Origin of the sequence: Peteryoungia ipomoeae (assembly GCF_004912165.1) — a bacterium.
GTDB classification, from domain to species: Bacteria; Pseudomonadota; Alphaproteobacteria; order Rhizobiales; family Rhizobiaceae; genus Allorhizobium; species Allorhizobium ipomoeae.
The window spans coordinates 399,197-412,396 of record NZ_STGV01000001.1 but is presented as its reverse complement, the minus strand read 5'-3'; the positions used below and the strand labels follow the sequence as shown (position 1 = coordinate 412,396).

Sequence of the window (13,200 nt, the reverse complement as noted above, 5' to 3'; positions counted from 1 at the left end):
GGCGGCAGGTCCTATTCGGCAGCGGTCTGGGAAGGCTGATCCTCGTCGATCTGGTTCGGATCGCCCGGTCGCGTTTCCGCTTCCAGATCCGGAAACGCGACAATGCGCTTGCCGGCAAAGTCCGTATGCACCACGACGAGACCCTGCTCCTCGAAATAGCCGAGCAGCCTGCGGGCGCGGCGCGCCGAATGCGTTCCATAGGCGCGCGCAATGCGCTGATCGGACGGGCACTCCTCACCCCGCAGAGCGGCCTTGGCCAGAAGCAGGAACACGCCTTGCAGATCATCCGAGACGCGCACCGAAAGCTCGAGCGCACGTGCCCATCCTTCGCTGGCCGCCGTCTCTTCATCCACGCCTGCGCGCGCAATCGCTACACGACGGCGGAATTCCCCCATTGGCATCGGTGGGCCGGTGACGCGGCGCATGCGGGCGCGCACCAGAAACTCCTGATAGAGAACGCTGTCGGTGCGATAGGCGGCCTGCGGATCGCCGAGAATTTCGGCCAGCACGGCGGCGAGGCGTTCCTCGCGCTCCTCGGAAGACATTTCCGGCGCTCGCGAACCGGAATCCGGGGCCGGGCCGGCGCCTATGCTGGGTGTCGAGCGTGACAATTCGGCCAGGATGTCAGTCGTCGGTCGCGGCGCCGGCGGTGCACGACGAACGATCGGCCGCGTGAACTCCTCCGGATCCGGCGTAAAGATCAGGTCCTCAACGTCCTGCGGGGCATCCGGCAGCGGCATCAGCACGGGCGATGACGAGCGCGCGGACGTTTCGACCGGACCGATCACAATCGGCAGCGGACGGCGCGACATGGCCGGCCCAAGCGCCACGAAATTGCCGCGCGCCAGATCGCGGAACATCTCCGCCTGGCGCCGATCCATGCCGAGCAGATCGGCCGCGCGCGCCATGTCGATATCGAGAAACGTACGACCCATCAGGAAGTTGGAGGCTTCGGCTGCGACATTCTTCGCAAGCTTAGCCAGGCGCTGCGTGGCGATAACGCCGGCGAGACCGCGTTTACGGCCACGGCACATCAGATTGGTCATGGCACCCAGCGACATCTTGCGCGCATCTTCCGATACATCACCGCCGACTGAGGGCGCAAACATCTGCGCTTCATCCACAACGACGAGCACGGGAAACCAGAATTCTCGGTCCGCATCGAACAGGCCGTTCAAGAAGGCGGCGGCGGCCCGCATCTGCTGCTCGATATCGAGACCTTCCAACGTCAAAACGCAGGAGACACGGTACCGGCGGATACGATCGGCAATGCCGGCAAGCTCGGCTTCGGTGCGCTCACCATCGACCACGACATGACCGTAGCGGTCCTGGAGCGTCACAAAGTCACCCTCGGGATCGATGATGACCTGCTGCACCCAGGGCGCCGACTGCTCCAGAAGGCGCCGCAGGAGATGCGATTTTCCCGAGCCTGAGTTGCCCTGGACCAAGAGACGGGTCGCCAGGAGCTCCTCGATATCGAGCTTTGCAGGCTGACCGCCCTGCACCGTTCCCATATCGATCCCGACTTTCACTGACGCCACCCTTGGATACTGATTGATGCTGACACACTGACCGCATCGGCACTTCGACCCGATGATCCGCAGAGCCTTAGCAAAAAATTCACCTTGGGACCCAGCAAAAGACGGCGCATCAACAGAGAAATTCTGCAGGTACCTTGACGGACCTCAAGCCGAGACAAGGCGCGGACGGCATAGAACGCGGATCACCACACATCGCAAGCATGGGGATCCGCGCTGTATCATCGCAGTACGCGATTCGCGGAGACTGCGGCGATCAGGATGTCAAACTGCTGATCTTTCTGCAGGGGAAGGCCGATATCCTCTCGGATACGGTTCGGCACACCCTGCAAATCGTTCATCAGCCTTCTGCGGCGACGAAGCCCGGCGACGAGAGCCAGCAAGGTGGACCACCCACCGAAACGAAGCAGAAGTTGATCGATCTCATCGCTCAGCGACGTTTCAATTAAAGATTGAGTTTTGTGCATGACGATATCTTACCCGGGCCATACGGATGGCCGGGTCTCCCAAATTGAAGACAGTGAAAGACAAGCCACGGACACGCACTGAGGCGAGCGGAGACCTATCGAGTTACGTTAGAGAGATAAAGCGCCGGAATGGCTGGAAATAAGCTCGAAAGCTTAGCGTGTCGTCGGAATGCCTGGTCGCACCGCGGTGGACACGTATCCGCCAGAGAGGCGCATATACGAACGATCATGAGTCATCTAACGCCTCCTGTTTCTAAAAAGTTGCGGACGGGAAAACCATGCCATCGGAATCACCGAAGGGCAAGCATGCAATTGAAGATTGCGAAAACTGACGGATCGCGTTGCAAGCCTGCAACAGATTGTCGCACCCTATAACTATCGACCGTTAGCCGACACTGGACATCGACAGCCCCATCCCCTGCATCAGCCGTCGCGTCGAAAAATCCTGGTTGCCCGAGGTGAAGACGGCAAAATCGAAACCATCCGGATGCTCCTGGCCCTCGACAAGCGGCACCAAACGGCGCGCCTGGCGGGCAATCGCCTCTGCCGGATCAAGCCAGTCGACCGGCCATGGCGCCAGCCGGCGGAAGACATTGGCGAGAAAGGGATAGTGCGTGCAGGCGAGCACGACGATGTCGGTGCGTGCGCCATCCTGCTCGACAAAGCATGGGGCAATCTCGGCAAGGACATCGGCATCCTCGATGGCCTCGCCCCGGATATACGCCTCCGCCATGCGAGCAAGGTTCTCAGAGCCAACCAGCCGCACATGGCAGCGCGTGGCAAAAGACTGGATGAGATCACGCGTATAGGCGCGCTTGACGGTGCCGGGTGTCGCAAGAACAGAGACCAGACCCGAGCGCGTTCGCTCTGCAGCCGGCTTGATCGCCGGCACGGTGCCGATGAAGCGCATCTCCGGAAACGCCTGCCGCAGATCGGCCCCCGCCAGCGTAAAGGCGGTGTTGCACGCCACGATGATAGCTTCCGGATTGAAACGGGCAAGCAGCGTCTCGAAGAGCGAAACGATCCGGGCGCGCAATGGTGCTTCCTCCCAGCCGCCGTAGGGAAAGCCGGCATCGTCAGCGACATAGATGAAGCCGCGCTCCGGCATCAGCAGGCGCGCTTCCCTGAGAACGGTCAAGCCGCCAATGCCGGAATCAAAAACCAGGATCGGCTTTGCGCCATTCGCTGTCGCGTCAGTCGCCTGCGGTGCCACCATCATGCCCATCATCCCCAGATTGGCTAGAAACCGTGATCTGGCCAGGGCGGGAGAACCGGTCGAGCGACGTGATGATGCCGCGCAAAACGTGGATCTCTGGCGACGTATAGGAACGCCTGGTCAGAACAGCGCGCAAGTTGTCGACCAATTTGGCCTTTTTATGCGGCGGATGGAAATAATTGCGCACCGAAAGTGCCTGCTCGACATGCTCGAACAGGCCGATCACCTCCTGCTTGCTCGCCTGCGCTTGCTCCGGCGCATCAAAAGCCACCGCATGGTGGTCCTCCATGCCGGACTTCATCCATTCATACGACATCAGGAGCACGGCCTGAGCGATGTTCAGTGACGCAAAGGCAGGGTTGACCGGGAAGGTCACGATCTCGTCGGCCAGCGCCACATCCTCGTTGGAAAGGCCGGATTTCTCGCGTCCAAAGAGAATGCCCGTCTTCTCGCCGGAACGGAAACGGCCGCGCAGGGTCTCCGCCGCCGTCACCGGCGAGCGCACGGGCTTGAAGCCGTCGCGCGAACGCGCGGTCGTCGCATAGACGAAATTTAGGTCGGCGACGGCGCCTTCAAGCCGATCGTAAACCACCGTCCCGTCGATGACATGGTCTGCCTTCGCGGCAGCCGAGCGCGCCTTGTCCGATGGCCAGCCATCACGCGGATTGACCAGCCGGAGTTCGGCGAGACCGAAATTGGCCATGGCGCGCGCCACCATGCCGATGTTCTCGCCCAGTTGCGGCTCCACCAGAATGATCGCCGGCCCTTCGGCCAAAAGTATGCGCTCGCTATTCGTGCCCGCCATGATCTGCCCTTTGAAAGTGTCGGGCACCCCTTGGCATAAAAATGCCCCGCCTTAAAGACCTTCGCTCATTGCTTGGGCCAGGCGCCTGTAACCCGGAAGGTCAGATAGTCGCGCGTGAAATCCGCATATTCATTCTTTACCGACGACAGGACATCGCCGCTCCTGTTATCGCGGTTCCAGAAATTGTCGATCACCGCTCTCCCGTCCTCTTCGATGACATGGAAGACGACCTGGGGCTTTGACAGATCCGGCGCGTGCCCGAAGCAGGACATGGCGTCGAAATAGACGGAGACTGGCGTCACACCGCCAGATCTGGCTCCCGTTTCAATGCGAACATCCTTCAGTTCGCAGGAATCCTGACCGCCGATGACCACGTCATATCCGGTCATGTAGCCGGAACCATCCTGAAGTTCATCGGTCTTCTGTGCGAGCCTGTAGACTTCGACAAAACTCTGGCTGTAGATCGTCGACAACAGGCTATCGTCGAAATAGCCGGAAGCCTGAACATCCGGCGCATCAGCCCCCTTCCAGCCGGCAACACTCATCAGCACCTTGACTGGATAGGCACCATCTGACGCCAGAGCCTGCGTCGGAAGCCATGCAAACAGCAATGCGAGCGAAAAGGCAGACGCGTGGGCGACAACCATCACAAGCCTCCCTGTCGTTTCAGCGCCTGCTTGATCGACTCGCCACTCTCACCTTCAACCACGGGATAGATGTCGTCGATGACAGCCCTGCCCGCCTCTTCCACGACGTGGAAGATCAATACGGTATCGGCGGCAGAAGTCCCGTCGAAGCAGGAGCGATTGTCAAACAGCGCGGTCACCTGCCCGTCACCATCGTCTTCGATCCGTATATTCTTGAAGGGGCAGCCATCCTGGCCCTGTGCGATGGGATCGTAGTCGAAGGGAAAGCCGGTCGTTTCACCCTCTGGAAGATCATGGGGCGGGTTCTTCGAGGCCGCGGTAAAGGCCTCCGCGAAATCCTTGCTGAACCGGTTCTGGAGGCGCTCGGGACTGAAAACCTCTTCTACCTGCCCCGTTGTACCTTCATCCCAATTTCGGGCTGTCGCCTCCACCACATCGCGAACAGGTTCAGTGACATCGAAAGCCGCCGGGGCTTGGCTGGCCAGCATACTCAAAAGCAGTGACATCGTAAGGGTTCGCATCGGCATCTCCAAAGTTTCATCGGCTTTCTTCTAGCCGATGCTGCGGCAGTTCTCCGGGCCAAGATTGGGAGCAAGCAGATATCGAAAGTCTGAACTCAGTTTTTGGCCGAAAAGGCCCTGCCCTGTTTGCCTTGGCAGAAGAGAATGTTATAGGCAGGCCATCGGCACGGCGCCTGCAAGCGCTCGTCCATCAGGCACCAACCCCGCGAGGATATTCATGAGCAAGATCAAGGTAGCCAACCCGGTCGTCGATCTCGACGGCGACGAGATGACCCGCATCATTTGGCAGTTCATCAAGGAAAAGCTGATCCTGCCCTATCTCGATCTGGACATTGAATATTACGACCTTTCGGTAGAAAATCGCGATGCGACCAATGACCAGGTCACCATCGACGCCGCGCACGCCATCAAGAAGCACGGCGTCGGCATCAAGTGCGCGACCATCACGCCCGACGAGCAGCGCGTCGAGGAGTTTGGCCTGAAGCAGATGTGGAAGAGCCCGAACGGCACGATCCGCAACATCCTCGGCGGCGTCATCTTCCGCGAGCCAATCATCTGCAAGAACGTGCCGCGTCTCGTTCCCGGCTGGACAAAGCCGATCGTCGTCGGCCGTCACGCCTTCGGTGACCAGTACCGCGCGACCGACTTCAAGTTCCCGGGCAAGGGCAAGCTTACGATCAAGTTCGTCGGCGAAGACGGCACCGTGATCGAGAAGGACGTCTTCGACGCTCCCGGCGCCGGCGTCACCATGGCCATGTACAACCTCGACGATTCGATCCGCGAATTCGCCCGCGCTTCGATGATGTATGGCCTGATGCGCAAGTGGCCCGTCTACCTGTCGACCAAGAACACGATTCTCAAGGCCTATGACGGTCGCTTCAAGGACATCTTTGAAGAAGTCTATCAGACCGAATTCAAGGCCCAGTTCGACGAAGCCGGCATCACCTACGAACACCGCCTGATCGACGACATGGTTGCCTCGGCGCTCAAGTGGTCCGGCGGCTATGTCTGGGCCTGCAAGAACTATGACGGCGACGTCCAGTCCGACACCGTTGCTCAGGGCTTTGGCTCGCTCGGCCTGATGACCTCGGTTCTCTTGACCCCCGATGGCAAGACCGTCGAAGCCGAAGCGGCTCACGGCACGGTGACGCGTCACTATCGCCAGCACCAGAAGGGCCAGGAAACCTCGACCAACTCGATCGCTTCGATCTTCGCCTGGACCCGCGGCCTCGCGCACCGCGCCAAGCTCGATGACAATGCCGAGCTGGCGAAGTTCGCGACCACGCTTGAGAAGGTCTGCGTCGACACGGTAGAAGCCGGCTTCATGACCAAGGATCTGGCGCTCTTGATCGGTCCGGACCAGCCGTGGCTCTCGACCACCGCCTTCCTCGACAAGGTCGACGAAAACCTCAAGAAGGCCATGGCGGCCTGATCGTCGCAAGACATCTGAGCATCAGGAACCCGGTCACGAAAGTGGCCGGGTTTTTACGTCATAGCCCCCCTCATCCGCGCCGTCGAAGGCGGCGAAACGCTGGCGGATGCTGCGCCCCAATCGGTGACCGGATACAGACATGCCTGACAAAGGCAGGTCGAAAGTCTCGACTACGTCCGGCTGCTCTTCGCGCAAATGGCGGATCGAGATCACCCATACCCCCCTGCTGCGGCGCTGCGCCAGATCGACGATATTAGCCCAGCCGATCCGGGTCTCGCTCGGAAAATGAATGATCTCCTCATCGTTCAGCTCGACGACCGGCTTCATGGATGCGGCGAGCTGTTTCAGCCCGCGGTGAATGACGACATAGCAGAGAGCAAAGATCACCAAATAAGCCATGGTGAACACGCAGGCCCAGGCGCCGTTCAGGATTTGGCCGAGCAGACCACCTGCAGAGACAGACAGGCCGATGGCGGCACTCACGATCAGCAAGAGATGCGTGGCGCGGCGGGGATAGGCGATCAAAATCGGAAACTGCTGGGTGCTCTGCATTGTCTTCACGCGAACAAGGGAAACGTCTAGCTCTAGCATGAACCGACGCATTCCTGTCGATCTCTGCCACTCTTCTCCAGAGATTTCGAAGGGCGCTTGCCGGGGAGTAAGGCTTGACGAACAGACATGCCCATCAGGCCCAAGAGCCGGCAAATCACGATATCCCCTCAAACACCCTCGACCAAAAGCTAATGCAAGCGGGCCTCGTGCTGCCGGCCAACTCATTGCAAATGCGATGGACTCAGTTTTGTATGGAATGATCTACCTGCCCGAGCGGCCCATCCAAGAGACAATCCGTCGAGACATGCGCGAAGCCCTGCTACCGAAATCCGTGAGCGTTTATCGCGAGGGCTACAGCGTCTCGCGCTTGCAAGCTGATGCCCTGGCGGGCTTGACCGTCGCCATCGTTGCTCTGCCACTCTCCATGGCGATTGCAATCGCCTCGGGCGTGACACCAGACAGGGGCCTTTACACTGCCATCATCGGCGGTTTCTTTGTCTCGTTGCTCGGCGGCAGCCGGCACCAGATCGGAGGCCCGGCCGGTGCCTTCATCGTCTTGGTTGCGGCCACTGTCTCGCGCCACGGCATCGACGGCCTGCTGCTGGCGACGGCGATGTCAGGTGTTCTTTTGGCGTTGGCCGGCTTCTTTCGACTAGGGGACTATATTAAGTTCATCCCCTATCCCGTCACCGTCGGCTTCACGGCGGGTATAGCCGTGATCATCTTTTCAAGCCAGATCAGCGAATTGCTGGGGCTTCAGCTCACCGGGCCGGAACCCGGTCCGCTTCTGGAAAAACTTCCCGCACTGGCAAATTCGCTCACCACGATCTCGCCAGCCGCCGCCGGAATTGCGAGCCTCACCATCCTCACTATTTTGGCCATTCGCCATTATCGACCCCATTGGCCGGGCTTGCTGATCGCGGTCATTTCGGCATCGCTTGCCGCCGCTCTTCTCGAACTGCCTGTTCCGACCATCGGCACAAAATTCGGCGGCATCCCCTCCAGCCTCCCTGTACCGACCCTTCCCGATCTGTCGCTGCAGCTTGCGATTGCCGTCCTGCCTGACGCGATTGCCTTTGCGCTGCTCGGGGCCATCGAATCGCTTCTTTCTGCCGTCGTCGCTGACGGAATGACGGGCCGCCGGCATCGCTCCAATACGGAATTGGTGGCGCAAGGCGTGGCCAACATCGCCTCTGCCCTGTTCGGCGGCATCTGTGTAACGGGCACGATTGCCAGAACCGCCACCAATGTGCGCGCCGGCGCAACGAGTCCAGTTTCCGGCATGTTGCACGCCGTCTTCCTGCTCGCTTTCATGCTGATTGCCGCCCCGCTTGCCTCCTATATTCCCCTTGCGGCCTTGGCAGGTGTTCTGGCCGTCGTCTCCTGGAACATGATCGAGCGGCCGGCGATCGCCGCTCTGATCCGCACATCGCGGGCTGAAACGGTGATCCTCGCTGTGACCTTCCTGCTTGTGGTCTTCCGTGACCTCACCGAAGGCATTCTGGTCGGCTTTGCGCTCGCCTCTGTGCAATTCATCCACCAGATGGCGAGCCGTTTGCAGGTAGCCTCACGCGAGACAGAGCGTCCAGTGGATGGCAGCGACGCCGAGACCATTGTCTACCGGCTTGATGGCGCCTTCTTCTTTGGCGCGGTGGCGACAGCGACTGCAGTCCTCGACCGGATCGGGGACCAGCATCGCAACCTGGTCCTGGATTGCTCTGGCATTGTTTTCATCGATGCCTCAGGCATCAACGCGCTGGCCGGCGTTGTCCGCAGCGCGGCACGGCATGGCACGCGGGTCTATATTGTCTCCAGCCGCCCGGATCTTCACGCCATGCTGCTGCATCATGAAATCAGCGACGCAACCGCGCGGTTTGAACCGGACATGCAATCGGCAATGCGGACCATTGCGACCCGGCGCAAAGCCGCATGAGTGCTCGACGAGCAGCGCAGGCCAAACGAAAAGGCCGATCCTGAGGACCGGCCTTTGCTGAGCGAGTAAACGGACGAAGCCTATCAGGCAAGAGCCGCAGCCACCGCCTCGATCGCTTCGTCGGCCTTGTCCCCGTCAGGACCACCGGCCTGCGCCATATCGGGCCGGCCACCACCGCCCTTGCCGCCGAGCGCGCCGGAGGCGATCCGCACGAGATCCACCGCGCTGAAGCGCGCCGTCAAATCCGGCGTCACCGAGACAACAGCGCTTGCCTTGCCATCGTCACCCGCAGCAATCAGCACCACGACAGCGCTCTCGATTCCGGCTTTCGCCTCGTCGGCCAGGCTCTTCAAATCCTTTGCCTCGACGCCCGCCAGGTTGCGACCGATGAAGTTGACGCCATTGATGACGCGCGGCTGATCTGCCTGTGCCGCACCACCGCCCATGGCCAGCTTGCGCTTGGCGTCGGCAAGTTCCTTTTCGAGCTTGCGGCGCTCATCGACGAGCGCCTCGACGCGGGCCACGACGTCCGTCGGCTGAACCTTCAGGGCCGAGGCGAGCGCCTTGACGCGTTCATCCTGCTCCGCCAGATAGTTGCGAGCGGCCTCGCCGGTCAGGGCTTCGATACGGCGCACCCCGGCGCCCACCGCACTTTCGCCCACGAGACGGACCAGGCCGATGTCACCAGTCGCCGATACATGCGTGCCGCCGCAGAGTTCGGTTGAGTAGCTCTTGCCCTTTTTCTCGCCGCGCACAGCGGTTCCCATCGAGACGACACGGACCTCATCACCGTATTTCTCGCCGAACAGCGCCATTGCGCCTTCGGCAATGGCATCATCCACAGCCATGAGGCGCGTGGTGACCTGCGCGTTCTGGATGATGATTTCGTTCGCCATCTCTTCAACGATCTTCAACTCCTCGGCAGAGATCGGCTTTGGGTGCGAGATGTCGAAGCGCAGACGCTCCGGAGCGACCAGCGAGCCCTTCTGGGCCACATGCGTACCGAGCACTTCGCGAAGCGCCTCATGCAGAAGATGGGTTGCCGAGTGGTTGGAGCGCAGGCGCGAGCGACGGGCGTGATCAACGGTCAGTGTCACCGCCACACCGGCGGTGGCCACACCGTTCGCCACAGTTGCCACATGCACGAAGACGCCTTCGCCCTTCTTCTGGGTATCGCTGACGGCAAGCGAGAAGCCTTCGCCGACGATGACGCCGGCATCGCCCATCTGACCGCCCGACTCGCCATAAAAGGGCGTCTGGTTCACGACGACCTGAACTTCGGCACCGGCATCGGCCCGCTCAACAAGCTTGCCGTCCTGCACCAGGGCCAGAATCTGGCCTTCCGCAGTTTCTGAGGTATAGCCAAGGAACTCGGTGGCGCCGAATTTTTCCTTGAGCTCAAACCAGACCGTTTCCTGCGCCTTGTCACCCGAGCCGGCCCAGCTGGCGCGTGCCTCTGCCTTCTGACGCTGCATCGCATCGTTGAAGCCCGTGAGATCCACGCCAATTTCGCGGCTGCGCAGCGCATCTTGCGTAAGATCCAGCGGAAAACCATAGGTGTCATAAAGTTTGAAGGCTGTTTCGCCGTCGAGGCTATCGCCCTTACCCAAGGTCGAGGTCGCATCCGACAAGAGCGTCAGACCGCGCTCGAGCGTCTTGCGGAAGCGGGTTTCCTCAAGCTTCAGCGTTTCGGAAATCAACGCTTCGGCGCGAACCAGCTCGGGATAAGCGCGGCCCATCTGCTGCACCAGAACCGGCAGCAGCTTGTAGATGATCGGATCCTTGGCGCCGAGCAGTTGCGCGTGCCGCATGGCGCGGCGCATAATGCGGCGCAGGACGTAACCGCGACCCTCATTCGACGGCAAGACACCGTCAGCGATCAGGAATGCCGACGACCGCAGATGGTCTGCAATGACACGATGGCTTGCGCGTCTCTCGCCCTCAGCCTTGACGCCCGTCATTTCGACCGAAGCCTCGATCAGCGCCCTGAACAGGTCGATGTCATAGTTGTCGTGCTTGCCCTGCAAAAGAGCGGCGACGCGCTCCAGGCCCATGCCCGTATCGATCGACGGACGCGGCAGATCCACCCGCTCTTCCTTGGTGATTTGCTCGTATTGCATGAAGACGAGATTCCAGATCTCGATGAAGCGGTCACCATCCTCTTCCGGCGAGCCCGGAGGGCCTCCCCAGATGTGATCGCCGTGATCATAGAAAATTTCCGAACAGGGACCGCAGGGACCGGTATCGCCCATGGCCCAGAAATTGTCGCTGGTCCCGATGCGGATGATCCGGTCATCAGACAGCCCGGCGATCTTCTTCCACAGGCCATGCGCCTCGTCGTCCGTGTGATAGACGGTAACCAGCAACCGGTTCCGGTCGATACCGAATTCCTTGGTGATCAGGTTCCAGGCAAGCTCGATCGCCCGCTCCTTGAAATAGTCGCCAAAGGAGAAATTCCCGAGCATTTCGAAGAAGGTGTGGTGACGCGCCGTATAACCGACATTGTCCAGATCGTTATGCTTGCCGCCGGCGCGGACGCATTTCTGCGCTGTCGCGGCCGTCGAGTAGGGACGATGTTCAAGCCCCGTGAACACGTTCTTGAACTGCACCATGCCGGCATTGGTGAACATCAGCGTCGGGTCGTTACGCGGCACAAGCGGGCTTGAGGAAACGACCTCATGACCGTTCGTCTTGAAGTAGTCGAGGAAAGTCGACCGAATGTCGTTTACACCGCTCATGTCACGCCCTTCATTCACGCCGAATTTCGGCCACTTTTTCCAAAATCAATGGCTTTTATCGCCCGTCAGAAGCGCTGTCCAGCCGCGCAATGGAAAACCGGCCGCGTCTCCATCGAAACGCGGCCGGCTTCACTTTCCAGTCGAGATCAGAGGATCTCACGCATCCTCGGCGCCGTCGCCATCATTGGCATCCGGGCCACCATTCTGCAGGAATTTTTCCGCAATCAGACCGGCATTCTGGCGCAAGGCCATTTCGATCTCCTGGCCCAGCGCCGGGTTGTCGCGCAGGAAGTTCTTGGCGTTCTCACGCCCCTGCCCCAGACGCTGACTATTGTAGGAGAACCAGGCGCCGGATTTTTCGACGATGCCGGCCTTGACGCCAAGGTCGACCAGCTCACCGGTCTTCGATACGCCTTCGCCATACATGATGTCGAACTCAACCTGCTTGAAGGGAGGCGCCATCTTGTTCTTCACGACCTTGACGCGGGTCTGGTTGCCGACCACCTCTTCGCGATCCTTGACCGAACCGATGCGGCGGATGTCGAGACGCACAGAGGCATAGAATTTCAGCGCATTACCACCCGTCGTCGTTTCCGGCGAACCGAACATGACGCCGATCTTCATACGGATCTGGTTGATGAAGATAACCATGGTCTTCGACTTCGAGATCGAAGCCGTCAGCTTGCGCAATGCCTGGCTCATCAGACGCGCCTGCAGACCCGGCAGACTGTCGCCCATTTCACCTTCGATTTCCGCACGCGGCGTGAGCGCTGCCACCGAGTCGACGACCAGGACGTCGACAGCACCGGAACGCACCAGCGTATCTGTAATTTCAAGCGCCTGCTCACCGGTATCGGGCTGCGAAATCAAAAGGTTCTGCAGGTCGACACCAAGCTTTCGGGCATAGACCGGATCGAGCGCATGTTCCGCATCGACGAAGGCGCAGATGCCACCCTTTTTCTGAGCTTCCGCAATTGTCTGAAGCGCCAGCGTCGTCTTACCCGAGCTTTCAGGCCCGTAAATTTCAATGATACGCCCCTTCGGCAAGCCGCCAATGCCAAGCGCGATATCGAGGCTGAGCGAACCGGTCGAAACCGTCTCCACCTCGACCGCACTCTCGTTGGCGCCGAGCTTCATGATCGAGCCCTTGCCGAACGAGCGCTCGATCTGCGAGAGCGCCGCTTCCAATGCCTTGCTTTTATCCACCGATTTGTCCTCTACCAGCCGCAAAGAATTCTGTGCCATTCGATCCACCTTTAGGTTATTGAAGCCGCATAGGCAATGAAGCCGCCGATGGACAGTATGTACGCCTTTTGTTCTCGTTTTGCAAGCCCACATCAAGGCCATGATT

The 13,200-nt window shown here is 60.2% G+C and carries 11 protein-coding genes; 3 read left to right on the top strand and 8 right to left on the bottom strand.

What is annotated here, in order from left to right:
- Positions 1-11: 11 nt before the first annotated feature.
- Positions 12-1,532, bottom strand: coding sequence for a helicase HerA domain-containing protein (locus FAA97_RS01910; protein WP_168800892.1), 1,521 nt, complete (start codon positions 1,530-1,532; stop codon positions 12-14).
- A 143-nt stretch (positions 1,533-1,675) separates the two neighbouring features.
- Here FAA97_RS01910 and FAA97_RS21165 point away from each other — a divergent pair, with 143 nt between their 5' ends.
- On the top strand, positions 1,676-1,987 hold the full coding sequence (locus tag FAA97_RS21165; protein WP_206109934.1) for a hypothetical protein: 312 nt from the start codon (positions 1,676-1,678) through the stop codon (positions 1,985-1,987).
- 403 nt (positions 1,988-2,390) lie between these two features.
- On the opposite strand, the gene murI is transcribed toward FAA97_RS21165, so the two are convergent.
- The 4 genes from murI to FAA97_RS01885 form a co-directional block, all read right to left on the bottom strand.
- Complete coding sequence (murI, locus tag FAA97_RS01900; protein WP_136597680.1) at positions 2,391-3,221, bottom strand: glutamate racemase; 831 nt, start codon at positions 3,219-3,221, stop codon at positions 2,391-2,393.
- Complete coding sequence (locus FAA97_RS01895) at positions 3,199-4,026, bottom strand: RNA methyltransferase (RefSeq protein ID WP_136596833.1); 828 nt, start codon at positions 4,024-4,026, stop codon at positions 3,199-3,201. Before FAA97_RS01895 ends, murI begins: the two co-directional genes overlap by 23 nt.
- Positions 4,027-4,091: 65 nt before the next feature.
- Positions 4,092-4,673, bottom strand: a complete 582-nt coding sequence (locus tag FAA97_RS01890; protein ID WP_136596832.1) for a hypothetical protein — start codon at positions 4,671-4,673, stop codon at positions 4,092-4,094.
- Positions 4,673-5,194 (bottom strand): hypothetical protein, encoded by a 522-nt coding sequence (locus FAA97_RS01885; protein WP_136596831.1) that lies wholly within the window; start codon positions 5,192-5,194, stop codon positions 4,673-4,675. Before FAA97_RS01885 ends, FAA97_RS01890 begins: the two co-directional genes overlap by 1 nt.
- Positions 5,195-5,411: 217 nt before the next feature.
- Here FAA97_RS01885 and FAA97_RS01880 point away from each other — a divergent pair, with 217 nt between their 5' ends.
- Positions 5,412-6,626: an NADP-dependent isocitrate dehydrogenase gene (locus tag FAA97_RS01880; protein ID WP_136596830.1), complete on the top strand. Its 1,215-nt coding sequence runs from the start codon at positions 5,412-5,414 to the stop codon at positions 6,624-6,626.
- Between the two features lie 33 nt (positions 6,627-6,659).
- Here FAA97_RS01880 and FAA97_RS01875 read toward each other — a convergent pair whose 3' ends face one another.
- The gene (locus FAA97_RS01875) at positions 6,660-7,178 is read right to left on the bottom strand and encodes a hypothetical protein (protein ID WP_136596829.1); all 519 of its coding nucleotides are present in this window, start codon (positions 7,176-7,178) and stop codon (positions 6,660-6,662) included.
- Positions 7,179-7,482: 304 nt separating this feature from the next.
- Between FAA97_RS01875 and FAA97_RS01870 the strand changes: the two genes are divergently transcribed.
- Positions 7,483-9,111 (top strand): SulP family inorganic anion transporter, encoded by a 1,629-nt coding sequence (locus FAA97_RS01870; RefSeq protein WP_136596828.1) that lies wholly within the window; start codon positions 7,483-7,485, stop codon positions 9,109-9,111.
- An 83-nt stretch (positions 9,112-9,194) separates the two neighbouring features.
- On the opposite strand, the gene alaS is transcribed toward FAA97_RS01870, so the two are convergent.
- Positions 9,195-11,849: an alanine--tRNA ligase gene (alaS, locus tag FAA97_RS01865; RefSeq protein WP_136596827.1), complete on the bottom strand. Its 2,655-nt coding sequence runs from the start codon at positions 11,847-11,849 to the stop codon at positions 9,195-9,197.
- Between the two features lie 156 nt (positions 11,850-12,005).
- The gene (gene recA / locus FAA97_RS01860) at positions 12,006-13,094 is read right to left on the bottom strand and encodes a recombinase RecA (RefSeq protein WP_136596826.1); all 1,089 of its coding nucleotides are present in this window, start codon (positions 13,092-13,094) and stop codon (positions 12,006-12,008) included.
- Positions 13,095-13,200 lie beyond the last annotated feature (106 nt).